Genomic DNA, 23,239 nt, shown 5'->3' with positions numbered 1-23,239 from the left:
CGTTCTGATGGATATTCTTGAAAGGAGTAGTGTTGTATGAAATCAATAAATGTAAATGGAACTATATATCATATTGAATCTGTTCTTTTTGAAGATAAGAGTGAACAGGATGAAGAGGGATACTATGAATATTTTTACAAAGGAGTCAATTTATCGTTTCACTCTGACAAAGAGGTAATCAAAGCCCGAATTTATGACGAGGAAGAAATAATATATTTCTCAAAAAATCCAATTCTTGCTTTTGGTAAAGATTTTGAAGCGATAAAGAAATATATAATTAAAGAATATGATGTAAATAAATTTAAGATTCCAGGTGGGGAAAAAGCTTATATAGAGTTATAGCCATAATCGACCTTAAACTTTACCATGATTTATTAAAAACAATATGAAAGGAATGTCACGAGTACTTAGAGTTGGTAAGAGTGTAGCGGATAACGGTTGGCGGATGCTCATGCCCTTTTTTAGCATATAAGCTACAAAGAACAAGTTAAACAGCTTGTAAAAATAGTTAAATGGTTTCCTTCTACAAAGATGTGTAGTCGTTGTGAAAATAAAAAAGAAATGCCATTATGTGAACTCACATATGCGTGTTCGTGTGGACTCACAATCAGTCGTGATTATAACGCAGCTATCAATATCAAAAAAGAAGCCATACGCTTCTTAGCGTTGGCATAAATAGTAACAAAATAACCTTTGGAACAAGGGAGTTAGCTATCAAAAGTAACGATGAGCCGAGAAGCCGCCACTTCCGGGTAAGCACGTAAGAGATACTAAGTGGTGGGTAGTTCACAGTTCACTGACTAGCGATTTATAAGTATTCAACTGAATGAAAAAGGAATAATAATAGTACCTGTAGAAACCTACATAGAATATAAAAACCATTAGGGGGAAATGAAATGATCCATAAAGTTGGACAAATTATGCTGTATGTAAATAATCAAGATGAGGCAGTAAATTTTTGGACGGAAAAGGTAGGGTTTCATGTAGTAGCAGAGGAAGATAATAAGCAAGGAATGAGATGGATTGAAATCGCTCCGACTAACGGTGCAGAAACGAGCATTATATTACATAATAAAGAAGTTATTTCTAAGATGAGCCCAGAATTAAATCTTGGTACACCATCTTTAATGTTCTTCTCAGAAAATCTTGATCAATTATATAAAGATTTAAAAAATAAAAATGTTACTGTTGGAGAAATGGTAACTATGCCTTCTGGTAAAGTGTTTAACTTTGCTGATAGTGAAGGCAATTATTTTGCGGTTATGGAAAAGAACAAATAATAATATTGCTATGTGAAAATCCCCCTCAAATATATTGAGGGGGATTACATGTTTGAAGTGGATTTTTCATTAGAGAGTTGATTAATATAAAATACGCCTTTTTCAATAGCTGTCTCAATATAACCAATGATTTGATTAAACGTAAATACTTGTAAGTCTTCATGCAAATGTTGCTCCGGATACAACATATCTTCAAAAAGATACTTCCGAAAAGCTAATACGTTTTCTTTAGAAACCTCTTCAATATCCACAATGTGAGCCTCTTGATTGAGAAGAGAGAAGAGCCGTTGTTCGTTATCGTAATGATGAAGCAACTTTGCATTCAACAATTTAAAATCGTTATAGTACATAGGTGCGATCGTTTCGTCATTTTCTATTCTATTTTTTAGCCATGGTAGAAAAAAGCCACTTAGCCAATTGTCATCGGCAATGAGATGGGTGTAATAGCCAAGGAGAAAAGGGGAATCCATATGAGCTTTATATTTTTGAAAAAAAGAATTGAAATCTATCCTTCTCGTATAGTTTTTCGTTGTGCCAGCGTAAAAGTGTGAAGCTCCTTTTTCTTCTGCTGAATGAACCGCATCGGGGGCTACACCTCCAAGTATAAAAGAAGTTTTATCTTGAATAGATAATTTCTCGGCAATCCTGTTAGCGATAATAGCATGCATAATTCGTGATCCCATGAATGACACCTCGGTTTCAAGTATTCATTTCAGGAAGGGGACTGAACAGTTAGTATTACTTTCCCTGTACTTTTTCTACTTTCGACCCATTCATGTGCTTTCCCTGCATCTTGAAGTGGAAAAGATTTCGCAGCTTTCATTTTCAGACGGCCATCATGTAAATAACGGAAAACTTCATTTGCAGTTTTTTGGAGTAGTTCAGGACGTTTTTTTCGTGTAGTACCAAAACTAAAACCAAGTATAGAGCGGCAACTTGCGTGTAAATCTTTCGTTTGAAAGTTACCAATTTTACCGCTTGCATTTCCGAAATGAACGAGGCGACCATAATAACCAAGACATTTTAAACTTCTTTCCGAAACCGTTCCAGAAATAGAATCTAAAATTACATCAACTCCTTCACCGTTGGTCAGCTCATTGACTTTCTCTACAAAATCTACATCTTGACGACATATAACATAATCAGCTCCAGCGTCTAAAGCGATTTTATTTTTCGCTTCATTTCCGACAGTACCGATAACAGTTCCAGCCCCTAATAGTTTAGCGATTTGAATTGCTGTCGTACCAATCCCACCAGCCGCTGCATGAATGAGTACAGACTCATCTTGTTGAAGCCTTGCTACATTTGCGAGTAAATTATAGCTTGTAAAAGATACAATCGGACAAGCAGCTGCAGTTTGAAAATCGACTTCATCAGGCAAAGCAAAAGTAAGGTTTTCGTTTGCGACAACGTATTCTGCGTAAGAGCCATCTTGAGGAAAAGCAATGACACGTTGTCCAGGATAAACATTTTTCACATGAGAACCGACACGTTCTACAATACCAGCGGCATCTATACCTGGAATAAAAGGTAGTGCTTTATTTCCTTTTTTACCATAACGGGATTTAATATCGGCGAAATTTATACTAGTAGCAACAACGCGAATCAAAACTTGATCTTCTGAAATAGCCGGCATATCCACATCTGTATATTTCATCACTTCAGGACCACCGAACGACGTTACAATGATAGCTTTCATTATATATCCTCCTAAATTTGACTATATAAATCATTTTAAATGTTCATTAGAAATTGGAAAATTATATAATAGTTATGTGTGATTATAAGTGAGGCTTATGAACTGATTGAATCATTATATTAATTTATATAAAAAAACTTTTGAAAAAATCGAACGAAATATCAATTACTTACCAATATAAAGTGTAAGACAAAGGAGGGATGGAATATGAAGGATGAAACGGTGTATATAGATTTAATCCAATTAACTTTATCAGGCAATAAAGAAGCGTATAGCGAATTGTATGATAAAACGATTCAAGAAGTATATAAAACAGCACATTTTTTAATAGAAGATAAAACGGATGTAGATGATATCGTTCAGGAAATATACATACAACTATATGAATCGCTTCGTAAATATGATGTCGAGAAGCCATTTCGTCCTTGGCTAATTGGACTTGCAATTAAACAAATTCATTCTTATAGAAGAAAGAGATGGATGCGACTACGAATTATAAAAAAAGCAGAAGAGCAAAGAAAACCAGTACAAATTGATTTTTCTAACGATGTTATAAGTAAAATATCAAATCAAAAATTAATCGAACTTATACATAAATTACCGTATAAATTGAAACAAGTTATTATCTTAAGATACTTACACGATTATTCACAAGAAGAAGTAGCACAAATATTACATATTCCAATTGGTACTGTGAAATCTAGAATTCACGCGGCATTAAAAAAACTACGTCAAAAAGAGCAAGTAGAAGAAATCTTTTTAGGAGAGGTAGGGAATGTGAAATGAGCTTAGATTGTAGAGTTAGAGAATCTATACAAGAAGAAGCGAAGGGGATTATTGCCCCGCCGGAGTTAAAAGAAAAAGTAATTGTCCAAATAAAAATGAAGAGCGGGGGAAGTAAAAGGAAGAAGCGCCTTATCGCAGGAGTGCTTGCGGCAGCATTTTTACTCCCAACGACTGGTTTTGCGTATCAATCTATTATGGCGGATGGTATATACGGATCGTTTGAGAATTTAAAAAAACATGCTGGAGCAATGACGTTAGAAGCATATATGCGTTTTAATGCAAAATTATCAGAAGCGAAAGATGAAATGGGTGCGAAGGAATATGAAGAATTTACAAAAGAACTAAAAAAATTAACAAATGCAAAGCTTGCGTACGGGGATTCGAACGGTAATATTGATTATGATCAATTATCACCAGAAAAAAGAGAAGAAATGAAAAAAGTAAGTATGGGCCTTCAACCATACTTTGATAAATTAAATGGTCATAAATCTAGTAAAGAAATATTAACGCAAGAAGAGTTTGATCGCTATATGGAAGCTTTAATGACACATGAAATAGTACGAGTGAAGACTAAATCAACTGGTGGAATAAAAGTAGAAGATATACCTGAGGCATACAAAGAAAGATTTATGAAAGCAGAGCAGTTTATGGAGTATGTAGATGAAAAGGTGCGATAAATAAAAAAGCTCATAGCCTAAGCTGTGAGCTTTTCTTATTGAAACGTAAATATATTAACCACCTATTCCTTTTGCTAGCAATAAGAAATATACAAATACTAATATTACTGCATTTAATGCTGTACCAACTATTCCGAATAACCAATTTTTTGATGCGATCGCAAAAATAATTCCGAGTAATGAAAGTATACTGAGAATCGCAATAATTAAAGTTAAATTTGCATGAGGTCCTCTTAAAATAAAGAAAGAACATATACTTGCGAGAAACGTTAGAAACGAGAAAGTACCTAATTTCATAATAAGTCTCCCTTGTTTGAAATGTATTTTGACTTAGTGCGCGACTTTCTTAAGTTTAACATAAATTTCCTATTACCGATTGAAAATATGAACAATAAAAAACGAGTATAAAATCTATGCGATTTCATACTCGTTTTGTTATTACATAAATTTCCTTACCGCATGTATAGCAACTCTTACAAGGAGTATTGCACTTATAAATAAACTACCATAACCAACGACACTTAAAAATTGAACATTAAGTTCTTTTGCATACAAGTCAGGGCATAATTATCTTGATTTGCTTAATAAAATAAAAGTGGGAAATCACTTAGTTATATTCCTTACTATTCTCCTTATCTTTTTGTATAAAACAATCTAAAAGAGAATAGCCAGCTATTAAACTTATTATCGTAACAAAAGTAGTATTTATAAGAATAATATTAGTTAAATAAGGCAGGTATGCACCAACTGGTGAAAAGAGTAGAGCTGGAGAAAAGGAAATGAATAGCGTAGGCACAGTAATAGCGATAAATTTATCCGGTTGAAAGCGCCAGTTTTGTTTACTTGTTTCGCGATTAGTGGATTGAAGGAATCGTAATAAAATGCCAACTATAAGAGGGAAGAGTGTAAAGTAGAATAATCTTGGATATACGTTAAAGTTCACCTGCGCATCTGTATCTAAATAAAATTGAATTTTCACTCCGACAAATAATAATAAGACGATAAATAATGTGAAGCAGAGATATAGCATCACTTTTTGCATTACATTCCACCATCCTTTACTCAAAATATATTCAAAAAAAGAAGAGATATACAATAACTACTGTTGTATATCTCTTCTTTTACGGTTATTTAATAGTGGAGTTTGCTTTTTCTTGCTTCGTGAAATAATCTATAATGCCCATCGCACTAATTTCTATATCTAGATGTAAAATGTTGTAAACAGAATGATCTGATGGAACGTTTAACTTTGTAAGATGAGAAGAGATCTTATCCATTAATACAGTTTGTAAAGCTTTAGTCGCTTCATCGAAATCCGTGTACTGTTTAAAGATCTCTTTTCCAGTATGAACGAAAATAGGTAGCCAATGTTCCAGTTGGTTATATACTTCTGTAACATTAGAGGATGCACCGTAATGACCGAAATAAATAGTATCTACATTCATACTTTGAATGTGATTTTTAGAAGCAATCATCGCATCTGGTTGGAATTGTGAAGGGGACGTTGATGGTAAATATAGTTCGACACCAAGGTCTGCGAGTTCTCTATAATAAATTCCAATTGTATCGCCAGTAAAAATGCCGTTTGTTAATGAATCGTGAATGCTAATATGGTGTTTAGCATGTCCCGGTGTATCGTAAAATGTAAGTGTACGGTCTGCGGCAATTTTTAACGTATCACCATTTTGTACAATATGAACACGTTCTTCTTCTATAGGAAGAATTGGATCAAATAGTTTATCGAAATCTTCTTTGTATACAGCTTTTGCACCTAAAATGAGTTTTGTTGGATCAATCATATGACGAGCACCGCGAGAATGCACATATAAAGTAGCGTTTGGGCATTTTTCCATCATTAAACCAGCAGCACCGGCGTGATCTAAATGAACATGTGTAACGATAATGTTTTTAACTTCGTTTAAATCAATATGTAATTGTTGTAAGCCGTCTAAAATATACGGAAGAGAAGGGGCTGCACAAGTTTCAATTAAAGTAATATCGTCACCTAATAAAACGTACGTACCAGTTCGTTCATTATGTTGTAAATCAAAATCATCAATAAGATATAGGTGAGAAGATAATTGCTCTACTTTTTTCATCATTACCACTCCTTAGTTACTGTATGTTTCTATTATACGCTAAAATAGAAAAAAGGCAGAAAACGAACGCTCGTCTTCTGCCTTTTTAAAGTGTTATTATTTCGTTTGTTCTTTATTGATAGACATAACGAACAGTCCAACTATGCCACCAACGATTGGAAGCATAATTTCTCCTGCTAAATTAAAGTAGGAGCTTAAAAATAAACCATTTACATCGATTACCCAGCCAATCACATACAATAACATCATATATAGTACGAAATAAAACTCGCGATTTGAAATCGTTTCATGTTGTGCAGTTTTCATAATGAACACCATCCTTTTCTTTTATAATGGAATATAAACTGTCACATTTTGTTCACAATTTAATTGTAAAACTTTCCAACATAAAAGTCTAGTAGTTTGTGTCGAATTTTTGAACAGAAATAAAGCGCTATCATTTTAGCCTGTAAGTACGTAATAAGAGCTGTATATTCATGAATGTAGTATAGTATAAACATAGAATGATAGTGAAGAGAGGGGTAAGGAAAATGGCAGTTTATGATTTTTCAGCTAAAACGATAACAGGAGAAGATAAATCGTTAAAAGATTACGAAGGAAAAGCACTTCTTATTGTAAATGTAGCTAGCAAATGTGGTTTTACACCACAATATAAAGGATTACAAGAAGTATATGATAAATATAAAGACCAAGGACTAGAAGTACTCGGTTTCCCTTGTAACCAATTCGGAGGACAAGAACCAGGTACAGAAGCAGATATTACTAGTTTTTGTGAATTAAACTATGGTGTGAATTTCCCGATGTTTGCAAAGGTTGATGTGAAAGGTGATAAGGCACATCCGCTTTATACATACATGACAGAACAAGCTCCAGGTTTACTCGGTATGAAAGCAGTGAAATGGAATTTTACTAAGTTTCTAATTGGAAAAGACGGGAATGTAGTAGGGCGTTTTGCGCCGCAGACGAAGCCGGTGGATTTAGAGGTTGAGATTGAGAAGGTACTTGGAGAATAACTAGAAGTTTCACTTTATTAAAAAAGCCTCAAAGAACAATGTAGTTCTTTGAGGCTTTTTCTATCAACTCACATTATCAAGATTAAATCGCTGAATGGAAGTCATTTGATTTAGGCGGAGAGGCTGCTTTTTTCATAAGAATTTCCCATAAGTGTACGGATTTCTTCCATTCTGCTACGGCCTGTCCCTTTTGATACATAGCGTTCTCATAACTGAAAGTAAGTTGTTGCATATGAGCCGAGTTGTAAAGTGTATCGATGTGGAGAGCATATTCTCGGAATGTTTGACTTTCCCCACGTGGTATACCAATTCTACCAAATTGTTTTAAAAGTGCACCGTAAGCTTTGCTATAAACAGCATCATCTTTTCGGTATTTGTAGAAAAGAATAATAAAAAATGTAATCCATTTCATTCTAGTAGCGAAGAGAATGTATCCGATGATACTAATTAGTATCGTAGAGAGGAATACGTACCACCAAGAAAGTCCATTTTTAGAATTTGTAAGCTTTTTAGTAGGAGCGTCTTCTGTATCTTCCATTAAACTTTTGAGTTTTGCTTCATTGTTTCTTTTGTGCATTTGCGCATTTTGAGACTTAGTTTCTTCGCTATTTTGTAAAGTAGGAGCTGGAGTATTATTTGTGAAATTATAGGGATTGGTAAATCCTTTTGTTGGTTCGAATGGAATCCATCCGTATCCTGGGAAATATACTTCGACCCAAGAGTGTGCGTTATCGTTCGCAATTTTATATACATCCTCACCTTCTGCACCAACTAGTGTGTTATCAAGAGTTCCTTCTGTATAACCTTTTACCCATCGAGCAGGGATCCCAGCAGAACGAAGTAACACAATCATAGATGTCGAAAAATTATTACAGTAGCCGCTTTTTGTATCAAAAAGGAATTGATCAACATAATCTTGATTTTTGGCAGGGAACAACACATTCATTGTTTCATATACGAAAGAATGGTCGGTGAAGTAATTTTCAATAGCTAATACTTTATCATATCGGTTGTCTTTATCATTTGTTAGATTAACAGCTAAGTCTCTGACTCGCTGCGGTAATGATTCGGGAAGTTGCGTGTACTTTGTTATGAAATAAGGATTTGTTTCTTGACCTTCATTCGTTTTTACAGCTTTTAAGTTTTCTATGGAAAACTCCGGGACCTCATACGTTACTTTATATGAATGTAAAGTAGTAGAGGAATCTCCGTTCATCGTATAGATTTTTTCAGAAAATGGGTCAACGCTGTATGAAACATTAGAAGAAGCTTCAACAGATACTAACCCTGCTGGATAGGTAAGGTGAGGATAACTTTTTTGCATGTTGATTGTTGCCTTTGTTGTCTCCGTTTTTGTATTTTGTTCGTACCAGCTCACGACGTCGTTTTTATTTTTAAAAGAAATCTTATTTTGATTTTCAGAAACTTCCCAGCCTTTTCCGGTATAAAAATCTTTCGTTTCAACTCTCCAATATTGTTTGTTTTGCGTTTGCGCTGTGAAAACAATTGTAGGATCCGCCTTAAAAGGACCGCCTAGTCGCGAGTCATCTAAACCATACCCAATTTTAGAAACCTCTTGTTTTTTACTTGCTTCGGATGTGTTGAATTTAAAAAAATCCATTGGATTTGGCCATTGAGGGCCAAATTTTGGAGCGAAGTATGCGATAGTTGCTGACAATACAATAAATATTGTAAGAGGTCTAAGTAATTTTGAGATTTCTCTAGCAAAATTTTGTAAGTGTTCCATCTCTTTTATTCGTTCTATGCGAAGAAGACTAAGCATAAAAAAGCCGATGACAACAGTACGAATAATAGCGTAGTTTGCATTGTATAAATGTAAGTTATGAAAAATGGTGATATAAATAATAGTCAATATAAGAAATAACAACCCACGTTTTTTATGAATCATCCAAAAAGAGATGAAAGCACTCAAAAACCAAAAGGATAAAAAAAATAAAAGTGTTGGAAAAACTGGAAAGATATCCAGCAAATTCCCCTGAAATAACAAGGAGGAATTTCGAGAAATATCAGTGAAAAATTTCGTTAGCCAAAATGGATTTATAAAAGCATTTTTATAATATAGGAAATGAATGATGAATAAAATCGTGACGATCTTTATTGGAATCTGCCATTTTATTTGAAAAAAAGAGAGAGTGAAGCAAATCCCTATAAATATTACGAAAACATCTAATCTACCTACGTTTGTAATACCTACGAGGGGCCTTAGCCATTCTAGTAAAAGTAGAAATGCGCATGCATGCATGAAAAATCTAGTCATATCCCATTGTTTTTTTGCCTGTAATGTTATCATTTGCTCACCTCAAAAAACACGTTTGTATACTGGTTTCCATAAACCACATTTACAAATATTTGTCGTTTTTGTAGAGTTTCTAGAATACTGAGTTCTCGGTGTGAGAGTTGATTTGCTTTTTCTTTTACGACAAACACCATTAATTTTCTATTTTTTATAGCAGCAAAGTCAGCCGCCTTTTGAATATCGGGAGAAAGATCGCTTATCACGAGTATAATCGTGACGGGCTCATAGATTTTTCTTAATTCCATTTCTACACTCCGGGAGAGCGGGAATACACTATCTGCTTGTACTTTCGCTAAATGACAAAAGATTTGATGTAACTGACTATCTCCATTGTCTAAAGGGAAAAAAGTTCGTTCTTTTCCGACAGATACGAATGACGCCGGTGAATTTTGCTTCAAGACAGACCTGACAATAGAGGCAGTAAATGTGACGACTGATTCGAATAGAGGGGATGGGGTTCTGTCCATGAATATCATAATATTATGGCTGCGCTGTTGTTCAAACTCTTTCGTCATAATGTTGTTTGTTCGTGCAGTTGCTTTCCAATCAATCCATGAAAAGCGGTCACCAGGTTTATAGTCTCTCACACCGACAGAAATGGTAGAGTCTTTTACTAAATTTATATTTGCTGAAAGTGCTCCTTGTTCGAAATGATTTTCCATTTGTCGATATGTTATATCTACATACTGAGGGTAGACTAAAAATGTATCTGGAACTGAAAAAGTTACTTCTTTCTCCATCATACCGAATAAATCACCAGTTTTGACACGTACGCTTGAAAAAGTGTGCTCTCCTCTAGGTATTGTGTCAATTGCATATTGAAACGAAATATTTCGTTTTAATCCTGGAAAGAGTATTACTTTATTCATCTTCGTTTGTTTACAATTTGTAAATTGTGATGGCAGTTCATCTTCTATAATTAAATAAAGTAAGGGAAAAGGGAAACTTCTTTTTAGTGTAATCGTACTTAAAAATGGTTCTCCTGCTACATATTCGTCTTGATTTGTTATTCGTTTTACCTCGGCGTTCCGTAAAGCAAAGAAGGGAAGCAATAGTGAATAAAGGCCAATAGGAATCGCACTGTAAAACAAAAACCAACTTACAAATCCTCCTTGAAGCATAGCGTATACAAATGTTAAGACTAGGCATAACGGAATGAGTGATAACTTAGTAAAATGATAGAGTGCTCGTAGTATCCGTTTCATCAAAGGTTCATCTTCCTTTGAGTAGGTACGGTAGTTCGCGCAACGATTTTTGCGATAACTTGTTCTCCTGTTATTCCTTCAAATTTTGCCTCCATTTTTAGAATGAGTCTGTGAGCTAAAACGTAGGGAGCTAAAAATTTAACATCGTCAGGAATAACATAATTTCTGCCATGGATGAATGCATAAGCTTGTGAAGCTTTCATTAAAGCAATCGAGCCACGCGGACTTGCACCTAGTTGTATAGAACTATAAGAACGAGTCTGACTAACAAGCTTTACAATGTAATGCTTGATTGCTTTGTCCATGCTTACTTCCCGTATGCTTTGTTGTAAATAAAGTAATTCTTCTATTGTTGTAATAGCTTGTAAATGGGAGAGGGGATTGGTTTTTTCCATCCTGTTTAAAATTTCAAATTCTTCTTCTTGTGTAGGATATCCCATTTTTAGTTTCAATAAGAAACGATCGAGCTGTGCTTCTGGTAAAGGATATGTTCCCTCATATTCGACCGGATTTTGTGTAGCCATTACAAAGAACGGTTTTGGTAACGGTCTTGTTATGCCATCTATTGTAATATTGCCTTCTTCCATACTTTCAAGTAAGGCAGATTGTGTTTTTGGAGATGTACGATTAATTTCATCAGCCAGTATAAAATTTCCCATGATTGGTCCAGGCTTGAACTCAAATTGGAGCTCTTTCGGATTATAAATAGAAACACCTGTAACATCTGACGGCAGTAAATCAGGTGTGAATTGAATGCGCTTGTAATCAGCATCAATTGATTTAGAAAGTGCACGTACTAACATTGTTTTCCCAACGCCAGGCACATCTTCTAATAGTACATGACCTTCAGCTAAGAGAGCTGTCAAAGCTAAGATCGTTTCTTTTCGCTTTCCGACCATTAACTTTTCAATATTGTTAATTATTTTTTCTATAATGGGATGTAATGAATCAAGCTGGTGCATCGTAATCCTCCTAATGTTATTATCGTTTTTTAATCTATTTAGTGGAAAATAGAGTGTATCCATCTAATTGCGGGCAGTAAAGATTTTATCTTCAATTCTAAGAATATTCAGATTATTTATTGTGATTACATCTAGTATAATTGTTTCCGTAACTTAGGGCAATATGGTAAATAATGATTTCTCGTTTTATGTGAAAAGAGAAGCGGATAGGAAATTTAGTTATATGGATAGAGAGAGTGGAGAAGTATCAATATTTTTCACACAATGAAAAAGAGGGACATGAGCATTGCTATTCATGTCCTGTGACTTATTTATTCAGCTATTTGCCGGGAGTAAAACTTTCATCTCAAAATTCGGTTGGAGCAAAGAAGTTAAGTGTGGGCTAATAATGAGTGGGATAAACAAAACCGCTCCACTTATTATAGTTTCACTTTATGCTCTCGTAATGGCACGTGGAAATAAAATATTATTTTCTAAATGAATATGCTCAAATAAATCAGACTCTAGCGCTTCAAGACGTTGGTAAACAAGTCGATAAGTACCGCAAGCGTCTTCTGGAGGAGTAAAGTCATTTGTCACTTTACGAATTTCTTTTATAATATTTCCAGCATGATTGTGCTCATTTTCTAGTTCATCTACTACTTTACGTAACTTTACATAATTTTCATCAGTTGGATTTTGTTCAAATTCTAAAATTAATGGAAAATCTTCCGTTTCTTCTTTAATTAAATGCTGTTCTAATTCCATTTTAAGTTCATGAAACAGCTTATGAATTTGAGCTAAATGAGGTTGATTTGCTCCATGAACGCGTAATACTTTCGTCACATATGGACTTAACTGCGGTAACTCTTCATGTAAATAACGATGATGCTTATGAATTACATAATCAATCAATTCACGATAAGAAGCATTTTTCCAATCAATTTCAGATTCATTTAATCGTTTCGTATTATGATAAAGTGTATTTAACTTTGTAATTACTTCAGAAGCCGATAAATTTCTTTCATGAATTGCATCAATAAGCGGCTTATTACCACCACAACAAAAATCTATTCTATAAGATTTAAAAAGATCACTAGATTTCGGAAATTGTGTAACAATCTCACCAACAATTGAAGTTTCAGTAAATGTATGTTCCATATGAATGCCTCCATAAAGTTTAAATGTAATATCTAAATTAAGAATAGCGATAAATGAAAAACAATGTGGTGATTGAAATCACTTATTATGTGTCTGATTTGAGAATAATAAAATGAGTTTTATAAAAGGAAGAGGGAGGGGAGGTAAATAGTTGCAATACTATGTAATAAAAAAAGAAGCTTACTAGAAGCTTCTTTTTTTATTACTATTTTTCACATGCGACTCCATCACCATCACGATCAAGTTTAGAACTATAACCTGGTTGGTCTCTATATAAAGGAGCTTTCCCAGCACTTCTAACTGCGGCACAATTTGCGTAAGTTACATTACTATTGATACTTACAGCAGGTTGTGTTTGAGCTTGCTGTGCTTTTTTCTGTTCCTCTTGTTGTTTACGAGCTTGCTCATCAGCCTGGCGTTTTTGTTCCTCTTGTTGTTTACGAGCTTGCTCATCAGCCTGACGTTTTTGCTCTTCTTGTTGTTTACGAGCTTGTTCATCAGCTAGACGTTTTTGCTCTTCTTGTTGTTTGCGAGCTTGCTCATCAGCTAGACGTTTTTGCTCTTCTTGTTGTTTGCGAGCTTGTTCATCGGCTAGACGCTTCTCATCTTCTTGCTTTTGAGTTTTCTCGTCCGCTTCTTTCTTTTTATCATCTTTTTTCTCTGCATTATTAGAAGCGACTTGTTTATTTGTTGCTGTCGTCTTTTCAGAAGAAGGAGCTGAAATACTTGATAATGCAACAAAAATGACAAATAAAATAGCAGTGATTATAAATTGTTTTTTTGCTACACCTGTCTTTTTAATTACGGATAAGATTGCTAGAACAAGGAAAAAAATAAATAAAATTAAACTTAAAGTAGCAAAAAAATCGATGACTGGGTGTTCAGATTTTGTAGTGCCCATTCCTGTTAAGAGAATTGAAATCATAAAAAGAATAACAGTAGGACGACCATATTGTTTTGCTTTTCCATTTTTCTTAAAGAATGAAATGATACATAGTATTAAAAGAATAAAAGCAATAAAAAATAAAGCTGCATCAATATTACTCAAAATCGCCATTTTTATACCTCCATTTGTAAGATTTTCACTATTGATTATATAGGAACTTATTGGATATTACACGATTTATATAAATTTAGAAAATTAGTATTTTTAATAGACTTATAAACATTTATTTCGCATATAAGGAAAAAATAGATATATTCCCTATTACATTTTTGAAGAGAATTCATAAAGTATAATATAACGATTGAAAGGAGGGGGTTTAAATGGAATTTCAATTATTGGTAACTTGTATATTACAAGAAGGTAATGCTTTCTTTTTAGTAACGAAAGTAGACGATGTTATTACGTTAAAAGTACCGATTACTGCGGGAGTAGCAGGTTTATTCTTAGCTTTAGGTGTACCAAGATGTTCTTAATTTAAGTTTCTAGAGTAGAAGGGAAGGGATATACCTTTCTCTTCTACTCTTACATAATATTATTATGTAAACTGAAATATTGTTTTGTAATAGCACGTTTAAAATGGACATGCATATACTATAATGTTTCATTGGATGTTAGTGATGAAAGGTAGTTTTCACACGTGCATGTAGTGATGTTCATTAAGTTATGAAATTAAAGAGGTGCTATTATATATGAAAAGAAGAACATTGGATATTCCAGTTACATTGCGAAGAGAGTGGTTTTTAATAGAATTAGCCCATTTAACGAAAAAATATGGAATTGAAATTGCAACTAGCAAAATGGAAGCTGCACCGTTTTTAAGAGATCAAGTTACGGAATCAAAAATAGGATCAGGCCTCCAATATGATAAATATGATGATGAGTATATCATTGAAAATTAAAGGATACCAGCAAAAAAATTCTTTATAACAAAATATAAAATAAAGCAGATTCTAAATATGGAATCTGCTTTATTATGAAATACTTCTAGTCAACTATCCTCTTTCTAGTGTTTTTCCTACATATTTTTCTTGTGTTATTCCAAAAGATTCACGAAGAATGCGAGCATAATCTTTTGATTCTATTGGTCGTTTATTTTTTGTGCCTTTAAAGGTTTCTGTATAATTTTTATTTGTTAATGATACGTGACCATAATCAGTTAATTTACAAGTAATAGCCCCTTTATTAAAAGGCGATTCTTTATGCTCTACAATCACTTTTTGAATGTTATTCACTTTTTTCTCATCTATTGGATGTAAAGTGAAAGCATAGCCTATTTTCCATTCGTGTGAAGGTTCAGATTGCAAGAAATTTGTAGATTCCCCGTTAGCTCCTTTTCTCATTTCTAAAATGTGTGTACCTTTTCGGGTAGTTTGTTTGCGAATTCGATATTCTCCCGTTTGAGAAGAAATCACTTCTCCGTTAAAAGGGACGGGATGTAGAGGTAGATGAGATGCAAAACCTGCGTCTATAACATAATCTTTATAATTATGATTTAATATGATAATGACATGACCATCATCGGGTTTCCATTTATTATCGTAAAGATCATAAACAGTACCAGCTACTTTATATACTTGAAACCCACAATCCATTAAAAAGTAATACAATAAGGAGTTTAATTCATAACAAAGACCGCCTCGTTTTTGAATTAGTAACTTTTCTACTAAGTTATTTTTTGAGATGTTTTTAATAGTACCAGCCATAATATCGAGATTTTCATAGGGGAGAATCAAGCCCATTTTCAAGAGAATTTCATCTAAATCATTAAATGTTATTTCTTTTGCAGGAATTTTTAGTCGTTTAAAAAACTCCTTTTGTAAATTGGTCATCATAAAGCATTCTCCTTTCTTTTTACAGAATTTTCTTCTGCTCACCGATAGGTTAGTATTTATAAAAGTTTAATTCAAGTCTGCGAAAATTATCATAATATATGTTTCTCGAAATATTATTTTCTATTCGGAAATTTCAGTTTAAAATTTAATGGTAGGAAAGTCTTACAGTATAAGCCTCTATTCGTTTGTTTTGTATAAAATTAAATAAAAGTACATATCTTCATTAATCTTTTTTATAACTAGGTGGTAATAAAGTGTTTTTTTCCTAAAGTTTTTTCAAGATTTGTATACTTTATATAGACAATAATGATTTAGAGATATTTGGATTTAGTACGGTTAACAATTATTGAGAAACTTTTTTATAGTGTTCTCTCAAAAGGAAGAGATAGAAACAAAGAGAATAACGTGAGTTAAGAAAGAAGGTGTACTAGTAATCTCTTGCAAATAGGGACAAGATTTTGTTTAAGTAAAAAGATTATCTAGTATTAAGAGAGAAGATAAAAAAATATTACAAAGAGCACCTTCTTTCAAAAAAAGTGGGGGGAGTAACATGCGATTGATGAGAAGATGTGTTGCCTTACTGATTGTATTTTTAATTATGGCTCCAATGATTAGCACGAATGTACGGGCAGAAGTTGTAAAAGAGCTTGGAAAGGGATTTCCTGATACAGAAGTATTTACACCTGGAGAATGGTTTTTAGGTCAAAAACCTGCTAATTATGATGAGAATAAGCCTCCAATTCTTTTTGTACAAGGAAGGAATGGGAATGCTGATAGTTGGTATGGAAAGACAGTGTATCACGATATAAATGATATGTATGACTATGCTTTAAAAGCAGGTTATCAAACAGTATTTATACAATTATATGATGCTGCTGGGAAAGGGTCAGCTAGTCAGTGGGATAACGGAAAATTGTTAGCACAAAAATTAGAAGAAATATATAATCATTTCGGTAAAAAAGTTAATATTGTAGCACATAGTAAAGGCGGTATCGATACACAGGCTGCATTAGTAGGATATGGTGCAAATCGATTTGTCGGAAATGTTATTACACTTGCGACGCCACATCATGGATCAAACTTAGCGGATTTATCATATAGTTGGTGGGCAGGATGGCTTGCTTCTATTTTAGGTCAAAAAGATGATGGTACGTATTCATTACAAATGGGGGAAATGGCAAAATTTCGTTCAACGATTGATAATAATCCAGCAGCTAAATTAAATCGTTACTATACGGTTACTGGTACTAGCTGGGGACCAGTATTTTCTGCGTTATCTATGGGCGGGTTCTATTTGTCATCATACGGTTCAAATGATGGACTAGTAAATGAGTGGAGTGCTAAGTTACCGTATGGAATGCATTTATTTACAGATTCCAGATTTGATCATGATAATATAAGAAAAGGATCTGCTGTTTTCTCTCGAATTGAACCATATTTACGTACATCAAATGTAGCTGTACCAGCTTTAGTAGCATCCAGCACTAGTTCAAATGAAAATATAGAACAACTAAATACAACTTCAAATCAAAACATTTTAGGAGGAGAATTGCCACAAAGTCAATGGATAGAGCAAACTGTTACGGTTGATAAAAAAGCTGAAGGAATAGTTTCTATCTTAACAGCGTCTTCTGATGTAGAAGTACAAATGATGTCTCCAAAAGGAAAAATGTATACAAATAAGGATAGCGTTATTACTACTGGTGAAGGTGAATCTTTTTTTGGTGGTGCGACAATTAGAACATTTAAATTTGATAAAATGGATGTAGGAGAATGGAAAGTTAAAATGATGGCGAAGCAGTCGAAAGATGCATTTTTAATTGTAAGCGATTACAAGAGTGGTGCACCATTTGTTCTCCAAATGCCTACAAAAGTTAAAGTGAATAAATCTGAGTATAAACTGACAAAATCACCTGTGGCACCTGAAATGAAAGGGGATCTTTCTATAACAGTAAGAGTAGTTAATAAAGAAGGGAAACTAGTCTCTGAATACAATGAATTACAAAAGGGTAATAACAATACGTTTACTGGTGCTTTGAAGGACATAAAGCAACCAGGAGTATATAACGTTACGATGGATATAAAAGGGACGAATAAAGAAGGACAACCGTATAATCGTACAATTGTTAAGTCGGTTTATGTGGAGAAGTAAGAAAGAATGAGAAGTTTTTAATATAAAAAGTACCGAACTTTTGTAGTAGAAGAGTTCGGTACTTTTTTCATGTTTATTAGATGAACAGAAACGTACAATGGAATTTATGTTTGATTATAGGAATCAAAAGAGCATTATTCAATAAAAAAAGATGCTGAAATAGCATCTGAATGTGAAGAGGATTATTAACTTAGTTTTATAACTGTTAATTCAACTGAATTAATACCATTATCACAAGTTGCAATACTTTGACGATTAAAACCACTATTATTTTTCAGTTGAAGAGTGGAATTAGCTGTCACTGTAACAATCGTTTCGCCAGCTAGTTGAAGACATTCGTTATTTGATGAAGTATTCATTTGGAAAGCGAAATCACCTTGACTATTAGCAAGTGGATTATTATTTAAAAATATAGTCATGACTGGAATATGTGGAAATACAGGATTTGAAGTAGTGTTAATCGTTGAAATGAAAGAAACTCTATAATCACCAGCTTGACTAAATTGTATAGTAGTAGGGTTTAGTAAGGAAACTCCTCCTGCTATAGGGCCAACGTGATTAAATGGAAAAGGATCTCCAAAAGGAACAGTTATAAACTCAGTTTGCCAAAAAGTGCCGTATGCTGGACAGCTTTTTTTATGTGAATGGTCGCATGAACATTTTTTATAGGAACTAGAAGAGGAGTTGCATGAACATTTTTTATATGAACTGGAAGAAGCGTTACATGAACATTTTTTATTTGAATTTGAAGAATGATAGTATGAACCCAATATATTACCTCCTATTATGAATGAAGTGTATACTCATAGTATTTTATGCTTGTCTTATATAAAAGGTGATAGATTTGGAGTATAAAGTGCTAATACGATGAAATATAGTAATAGAATAGTATCTGTAACGATTTTGAAGAAGAAAAGGTTGATGTTTTGGTGGAAATATCAGTGGAATATCTTGAAAGATTGAAGTAAAGCGGGCACGCATATTTTACATGTGAAAGTAAAACCATTATCCTCAGTTGTAATGATGTGATCGTTTAAGTGAATGTCTATTTTGTAGCGTTTGCATATTAGAGTTTATGGTTATTATCTTTTATTTACGTAGTGGGGCAGGAAGAAGACGAAAAGTATCGAATGAATGTACATATGTAGCATTGTTTGCTTTTGGTGTGAATAGTAATAAAAGATACGTTGAAATATTTTAAACCGTAACAAAAGAGCGATTAAATAATAGAGGGAGCAACTTACATGGAAAATATATTAAAGGTATCTTCAAAATCAAAACCAAATTCAGTAGCAGGTGCAATAGCTGGTGTACTAAGAACAAGTGGCAATGTGGAAATTCAAGCGATTGGGGCAGGTTCTATAAATCAAGCGATTAAAGCAATTGCAATCGCAAGAGGATTTGTTGCTCCAAGTGGTATTGATTTGGCCTTTGTTCCAGCATTTCAAGAGGTTACTATTAATGATCAAGAAAGAACGGCGATTAAATTAATTGTAGGTCCTAGAAGGAAAAGGTAACTGCAGTAATTCAGTATTGAAATGACATTTAACATAACAAACAAAAAGTGTCACAAATGCTTATGAAATAGGCATTTGTGACACTTTTATAGTTTTGTCAGAATAAAAACCTCTAAAACTGCTCATTCTTCTCCCAAGATTCCACAATATAATGTGCAATCGTCGGGTTGAACCCTTTCCCAACTAAAAACATAATCGCAGCAACTTCTGTTAAAGCGTGTTTGTGTGATGTATGTTTTGCTTCATTTAAACCGTAATCTACCCAAGGTTTTACGAAATCTAGTACAGGTTTCTTTAAAGGTAAAAACTGTGTACCGACGACTTGTTGAATTTGTTGTTGTGTTGGTTCTGTAATTGGTCCAGGCGGTAAGATTTGCGGTTGTGTAATATCAAATGTTGGTCCTGGTGGTAAAATTTGTGGTTGTGTTGGATCAATTGTTGGTGGTTTAGGCGGTGAGACACGCGCGTTGTAGTTTGGTTGGTACATTTGTTGTTGGTATTGTGGTTGTTGCGGCTGAGTTGCGTATGGATTTTGTTGAAATTGTTGCTCTTGATTTTGTGGTGCTACATATGGATTTTGAGGGTATTCATAATTTGGACGTGAGTCGTATGGATTTTGTTGATATTCAGTTTCTTGATTTTGCGTTGTTGCATATGGATTTTGCTGATATTGTTGTTCTTGATTTTGCGGTGCTGCATATGGGTTTTGAGGATATTCATAATTAGGACGTGTGTCGTATGAACTTTGTTGATAATTAGCTTCTTGGTTTTGCGGTGTTTCGTATGGATTTTGTTCATATTGTTGCTCTTGTTCTTCATATTGTTCTGTGTATCTTTGTTCTTGTTGCTGAGGATAAAATGGTTGTTGTGGGTAAGGCGGTTGATTATTATAGAACATGTTTATTCCTCCTTCATGATGATGCCTACCACCCAGTGTATGGGCGGACAAGAAAATATGTGATGAAAAAATGCGGGCGTGTTACAATAAGTAACTGGGTGAAGATAAAATGACAAAACAAGAAAAGATTCAAAAAACAATTACTTTTGTAAAACATATTTTAGAAAAAGATGCGAGTGGGCATGATTGGTATCATATTGAGCGCGTACATAAACTGGCGATTTCTTTATCCGAGCAAGAAGGGGGAAATCGTTTTATAATTGAAATGGCAGCATTACTTCACGATGTGGCAGATGAGAAGTTAAATGAAAGTGAAGAAGCAGGAATGAAAAAAGTTTCTGATTGGTTAGAAGAGTTACATGTTAAAGAAGAGGAAAGCAAACATGTTCTTCATATCATCGCCAATATGTCTTATAAAGGTGGTCATGGCGGTAAAGTGGATTCACTTGAAGGGAAGCTTGTTCAAGATGCGGATCGCTTAGACGCTCTTGGAGCAATTGGAATAGCTCGCACATTTGCGTATGGTGGAGCGAAAGGGAGATTAATGTATGATCCAACTATTCCTCCGCGTGAAGTGATGACGAAAGATGAATATAGAAAAAATAACGATCCATCTTTAAATCATTTTTATGAAAAACTTTTGAAACTAAAAGACTTAATGAACACGAACGCAGCAAAACAAGAGGCTGAAGTTCGTCATCGTTATATGGAACAGTTTATTGAACAATTTATGAAAGAGTGGAATGCACAAATATGAAAATGTTAACTGTGGAAAACTTATCGAAATCATACGGAGAAAAACCGTTATTTGATGGATTATCATGTAGTATTACAGAAGGACAACGTGTCGGAATTATAGGTGTAAACGGTACTGGGAAATCGACATTATTAAAAATTATTGCAGGGTTAGAAACTCCTGATACAGGTGATATGACGCATTCACGTGGTTATACAATTAGTTATTTATCACAGCAACCAGAGTTTGATGAAAAGCTAACTGTATTAGAGCAAGTGTTCCATGGTGATACACCTTTAATTCGTCTTCTTTGTGATTATGAACAATCGTTATTAAATATCGAAAAAGATCCAAGTAATGAAAAAGTACAGGAACAATTATTTGCAGTGCAGCAACGTATGGATGCGATGAGTGCATGGGAAGCAAATGCGAATGCAAAATCGTTATTAACGAAATTAGGAATTACTGATTTTACAGCAACTGTTGGAAACCTATCTGGTGGACAAAAAAAGCGTATTGCAATGGCGCAATGTTTTATTGAAACACCTGATTTATTAATTTTGGATGAGCCTACGAACCATCTTGACCATGAGACAGTTGAATGGTTGGAAGAATATTTAGCAAGATATAATGGTGCGGTATTACTTGTAACCCATGATCGTTATTTCTTAGATCGTGTGACAAACCGTATTTTTGAATTAGACAATGGTAAACTATATAGTTACGAAGGAAACTATAGTACATTTTTAGAAGCGAAAGCACTTCGTGAAGAACAAGAAATTGCACAAGAATCAAAACGTCAAAACTTATATCGCCGCGAACTAGCATGGATCCGCCGCGGTGCAAAAGCTCGTTCGACAAAGCAAAAAGCACGTATTCAACGATTTGATGAGCTGAAAGGTCAAGAAGGACCATCTGCAAAACAGTCAGTTGATATTGCGCTTAGCGGGAGTCGTCTTGGGAAAAAAGTACTTGAGTTAAAAGATGTAACGAAAAAATTCGGTGATAAAACGGTATTACACAACTTTAATCATATTGTGAAACCAGGAGATCGTATCGGAATTATTGGAGCGAATGGAAGTGGGAAATCTTCTTTATTAAATATGCTTGCAGGTAAGCTATCTCCTGATAGTGGTGAAATTGAAGTTGGACAAACCGTAAAAGTTGCTTATTATACACAAGAAAATGAAGAAATGAATTTAAATCAACGTATGATTGAATATATTAAGGAAATTGCAGAAGTTATTCATACGACAGACGGAAAAGTAATTGGTGCATCTCAAATGTTAGAACGTTTCTTATTCCCGACGCATTCACATGGTACACCGCTGGGTAAGCTATCTGGTGGGGAAAGAAGACGTTTATATTTATTACGTATTTTAATGGGAGAACCAAACGTACTATTACTTGATGAACCTACGAATGATCTAGATACACAAACATTAACAGTACTGGAAGATTATTTAGAAGATTTCCCAGGTGTCGTTTTAACTGTATCGCATGACCGTTACTTCTTAGATAAAGTAGTAGATGAATTGTTCATCTTTAGTGGCGGAGGCGAAGTGCGTGAATTCCTAGGTAGTTATACGGACTTTTTAGAAATGGAAAAGACGAAAGAACTTATTGAGAAGGCGGAAGTTCAAAAAGAGAAAAAAGTGGTAGAAGAAGCTCCGAAACAACAACGTAAACGTAAACTTTCATACAATGAGCAGCGTGAATGGGAAACAATTGAAGATACAATTGCCGAACTAGAAGAGAAAATTGAGTCAATTGGAGAAGCACTTGCGAAAGTTGGATCTGACTTCACAAAGGCACAAGAATTATCTGAAGCACAGCAGAAAACAGAAGAAGAGCTAGAAAAAACGATGGAAAGATGGAGTGAACTATCAGACATCGTTGAAGGATTAAAATAAAAACAAGCTGCATATATTGAAAAGTAAAGAGAAAAACTTTACACTATTGGTAGAACCTATTTTAGGA

At 34.1% G+C, this 23,239-nt stretch carries 25 protein-coding genes and 1 pseudogene; 12 read left to right on the top strand and 14 right to left on the bottom strand.

Going from position 1 to position 23,239, the window contains the following annotated elements:
• Positions 1 to 36 precede the first annotated feature (36 nt).
• The 3 genes and pseudogenes from AC1Q8N_RS05645 (at position 37) to AC1Q8N_RS05635 (ending at position 1,280) form a co-directional block, all read left to right on the top strand.
• Positions 37 to 342, top strand: coding sequence for a hypothetical protein (locus AC1Q8N_RS05645; protein ID WP_098642996.1), 306 nt, complete (start codon positions 37 to 39; stop codon positions 340 to 342).
• 40 nt (positions 343 to 382) lie between these two features.
• Positions 383 to 675, top strand: a pseudogene (locus tag AC1Q8N_RS05640) (zinc ribbon domain-containing protein); the annotation flags it as partial.
• A 221-nt stretch (positions 676 to 896) separates the two neighbouring features.
• The gene (locus tag AC1Q8N_RS05635) at positions 897 to 1,280 is read left to right on the top strand and encodes a VOC family protein (RefSeq protein WP_493521115.1); all 384 of its coding nucleotides are present in this window, start codon (positions 897 to 899) and stop codon (positions 1,278 to 1,280) included.
• Between the two features lie 44 nt (positions 1,281 to 1,324).
• On the opposite strand, the gene AC1Q8N_RS05630 is transcribed toward AC1Q8N_RS05635, so the two are convergent.
• Together AC1Q8N_RS05630 and AC1Q8N_RS05625 are read right to left on the bottom strand one after the other, a co-directional pair.
• Positions 1,325 to 1,963, bottom strand: coding sequence for a zinc dependent phospholipase C family protein (locus tag AC1Q8N_RS05630; RefSeq protein ID WP_098123535.1), 639 nt, complete (start codon positions 1,961 to 1,963; stop codon positions 1,325 to 1,327).
• A gap of 29 nt (positions 1,964 to 1,992) precedes the next feature.
• Entirely contained in the window at positions 1,993 to 2,979 is a 987-nt protein-coding gene (locus tag AC1Q8N_RS05625; RefSeq protein WP_493521114.1) for a quinone oxidoreductase family protein, read from the bottom strand.
• Between the two features lie 207 nt (positions 2,980 to 3,186).
• On the opposite strand from AC1Q8N_RS05625, the gene AC1Q8N_RS05620 reads away from it, so the two are divergent.
• Together AC1Q8N_RS05620 and AC1Q8N_RS05615 are read left to right on the top strand one after the other, a co-directional pair.
• Entirely contained in the window at positions 3,187 to 3,765 is a 579-nt protein-coding gene (locus tag AC1Q8N_RS05620) for a sigma-70 family RNA polymerase sigma factor (RefSeq protein WP_098642994.1), read from the top strand.
• Positions 3,762 to 4,442, top strand: coding sequence for a DUF3600 domain-containing protein (locus AC1Q8N_RS05615; RefSeq protein ID WP_098076432.1), 681 nt, complete (start codon positions 3,762 to 3,764; stop codon positions 4,440 to 4,442). The genes AC1Q8N_RS05620 and AC1Q8N_RS05615 overlap by 4 nt, the downstream gene beginning before the upstream one ends.
• Positions 4,443 to 4,496: 54 nt before the next feature.
• On the opposite strand, the gene AC1Q8N_RS05610 is transcribed toward AC1Q8N_RS05615, so the two are convergent.
• The 4 genes from AC1Q8N_RS05610 to AC1Q8N_RS05595 all read right to left on the bottom strand — a co-directional run bounded on the left by AC1Q8N_RS05610 (position 4,497) and on the right by AC1Q8N_RS05595 (position 6,847).
• Positions 4,497 to 4,739, bottom strand: a complete 243-nt coding sequence (locus tag AC1Q8N_RS05610; protein ID WP_000766029.1) for a hypothetical protein — start codon at positions 4,737 to 4,739, stop codon at positions 4,497 to 4,499.
• A 310-nt stretch (positions 4,740 to 5,049) separates the two neighbouring features.
• Positions 5,050 to 5,484 carry a hypothetical protein gene (locus AC1Q8N_RS05605; protein WP_141545810.1) on the bottom strand — a complete coding sequence of 145 codons (435 nt, stop codon included), beginning with the start codon at positions 5,482 to 5,484 and terminating at the stop codon, positions 5,050 to 5,052.
• Between the two features lie 85 nt (positions 5,485 to 5,569).
• Positions 5,570 to 6,541, bottom strand: coding sequence for an MBL fold metallo-hydrolase (locus AC1Q8N_RS05600; protein ID WP_098642993.1), 972 nt, complete (start codon positions 6,539 to 6,541; stop codon positions 5,570 to 5,572).
• Between the two features lie 96 nt (positions 6,542 to 6,637).
• Positions 6,638 to 6,847, bottom strand: coding sequence for a DUF3925 family protein (locus tag AC1Q8N_RS05595; protein ID WP_002127081.1), 210 nt, complete (start codon positions 6,845 to 6,847; stop codon positions 6,638 to 6,640).
• Between the two features lie 224 nt (positions 6,848 to 7,071).
• Between AC1Q8N_RS05595 and bsaA the strand changes: the two genes are divergently transcribed.
• Positions 7,072 to 7,554 carry a glutathione peroxidase gene (bsaA, locus tag AC1Q8N_RS05590; protein WP_098642992.1) on the top strand — a complete coding sequence of 161 codons (483 nt, stop codon included), beginning with the start codon at positions 7,072 to 7,074 and terminating at the stop codon, positions 7,552 to 7,554.
• Between the two features lie 82 nt (positions 7,555 to 7,636).
• On the opposite strand, the gene AC1Q8N_RS05585 is transcribed toward bsaA, so the two are convergent.
• The 5 genes from AC1Q8N_RS05585 to AC1Q8N_RS05565 all read right to left on the bottom strand — a co-directional run bounded on the left by AC1Q8N_RS05585 (position 7,637) and on the right by AC1Q8N_RS05565 (position 14,235).
• Positions 7,637 to 9,865: a transglutaminase TgpA family protein gene (locus AC1Q8N_RS05585; RefSeq protein WP_098642991.1), complete on the bottom strand. Its 2,229-nt coding sequence runs from the start codon at positions 9,863 to 9,865 to the stop codon at positions 7,637 to 7,639.
• Entirely contained in the window at positions 9,862 to 11,076 is a 1,215-nt protein-coding gene (locus tag AC1Q8N_RS05580) for a DUF58 domain-containing protein (protein ID WP_098642990.1), read from the bottom strand. Before AC1Q8N_RS05580 ends, AC1Q8N_RS05585 begins: the two co-directional genes overlap by 4 nt.
• Entirely contained in the window at positions 11,076 to 12,038 is a 963-nt protein-coding gene (locus tag AC1Q8N_RS05575; RefSeq protein WP_098048504.1) for an AAA family ATPase, read from the bottom strand. The genes AC1Q8N_RS05580 and AC1Q8N_RS05575 overlap by 1 nt, the downstream gene beginning before the upstream one ends.
• A 432-nt stretch (positions 12,039 to 12,470) precedes the next feature.
• Positions 12,471 to 13,178 carry an iron-sulfur cluster repair di-iron protein gene (ric, locus tag AC1Q8N_RS05570; RefSeq protein ID WP_493521113.1) on the bottom strand — a complete coding sequence of 236 codons (708 nt, stop codon included), beginning with the start codon at positions 13,176 to 13,178 and terminating at the stop codon, positions 12,471 to 12,473.
• 205 nt (positions 13,179 to 13,383) lie between these two features.
• A complete protein-coding gene (locus AC1Q8N_RS05565) occupies positions 13,384 to 14,235 on the bottom strand; it encodes an excalibur calcium-binding domain-containing protein (protein ID WP_098633613.1) in 852 nt (283 codons plus the stop codon).
• A 209-nt stretch (positions 14,236 to 14,444) separates the two neighbouring features.
• Here AC1Q8N_RS05565 and exsG point away from each other — a divergent pair, with 209 nt between their 5' ends.
• Both exsG and AC1Q8N_RS05555 read left to right on the top strand, forming a co-directional pair.
• The gene (gene exsG, locus AC1Q8N_RS05560; RefSeq protein ID WP_000395678.1) at positions 14,445 to 14,597 is read left to right on the top strand and encodes an exosporium protein ExsG; all 153 of its coding nucleotides are present in this window, start codon (positions 14,445 to 14,447) and stop codon (positions 14,595 to 14,597) included.
• Between the two features lie 216 nt (positions 14,598 to 14,813).
• Positions 14,814 to 15,023 (top strand): hypothetical protein, encoded by a 210-nt coding sequence (locus tag AC1Q8N_RS05555; protein WP_000830261.1) that lies wholly within the window; start codon positions 14,814 to 14,816, stop codon positions 15,021 to 15,023.
• Positions 15,024 to 15,116: 93 nt separating this feature from the next.
• Here the strand turns inward: AC1Q8N_RS05555 and AC1Q8N_RS05550 are convergent, their stop codons facing one another.
• Entirely contained in the window at positions 15,117 to 15,956 is an 840-nt protein-coding gene (locus AC1Q8N_RS05550; RefSeq protein WP_048540941.1) for an arylamine N-acetyltransferase family protein, read from the bottom strand.
• 550 nt (positions 15,957 to 16,506) lie between these two features.
• Between AC1Q8N_RS05550 and AC1Q8N_RS05545 the strand changes: the two genes are divergently transcribed.
• Positions 16,507 to 18,108, top strand: coding sequence for an esterase/lipase family protein (locus AC1Q8N_RS05545; RefSeq protein WP_098077023.1), 1,602 nt, complete (start codon positions 16,507 to 16,509; stop codon positions 18,106 to 18,108).
• Positions 18,109 to 18,293: 185 nt separating this feature from the next.
• On the opposite strand, the gene AC1Q8N_RS05540 is transcribed toward AC1Q8N_RS05545, so the two are convergent.
• Complete coding sequence (locus tag AC1Q8N_RS05540) at positions 18,294 to 18,878, bottom strand: hypothetical protein (protein ID WP_048540938.1); 585 nt, start codon at positions 18,876 to 18,878, stop codon at positions 18,294 to 18,296.
• A gap of 474 nt (positions 18,879 to 19,352) precedes the next feature.
• On the opposite strand from AC1Q8N_RS05540, the gene spoVS reads away from it, so the two are divergent.
• Positions 19,353 to 19,625, top strand: a complete 273-nt coding sequence (gene spoVS / locus AC1Q8N_RS05535) for a stage V sporulation protein SpoVS (RefSeq protein ID WP_000427790.1) — start codon at positions 19,353 to 19,355, stop codon at positions 19,623 to 19,625.
• Between the two features lie 112 nt (positions 19,626 to 19,737).
• Here spoVS and AC1Q8N_RS05530 read toward each other — a convergent pair whose 3' ends face one another.
• On the bottom strand, positions 19,738 to 20,523 hold the full coding sequence (locus tag AC1Q8N_RS05530; protein ID WP_098069429.1) for a hypothetical protein: 786 nt from the start codon (positions 20,521 to 20,523) through the stop codon (positions 19,738 to 19,740).
• Positions 20,524 to 20,632: 109 nt separating this feature from the next.
• Between AC1Q8N_RS05530 and AC1Q8N_RS05525 the strand changes: the two genes are divergently transcribed.
• On the top strand, positions 20,633 to 21,280 hold the full coding sequence (locus tag AC1Q8N_RS05525; protein WP_048540935.1) for an HD domain-containing protein: 648 nt from the start codon (positions 20,633 to 20,635) through the stop codon (positions 21,278 to 21,280).
• Entirely contained in the window at positions 21,277 to 23,172 is a 1,896-nt protein-coding gene (locus tag AC1Q8N_RS05520) for an ABC-F family ATP-binding cassette domain-containing protein (protein WP_493521112.1), read from the top strand. Before AC1Q8N_RS05525 ends, AC1Q8N_RS05520 begins: the two co-directional genes overlap by 4 nt.
• Positions 23,173 to 23,239 lie beyond the last annotated feature (67 nt).

It is taken from the genome of Bacillus sp. GW823-FHT06B01 (genome assembly GCF_058952315.1).
This window is presented reverse-complemented; position numbering and strand designations above follow the sequence as displayed.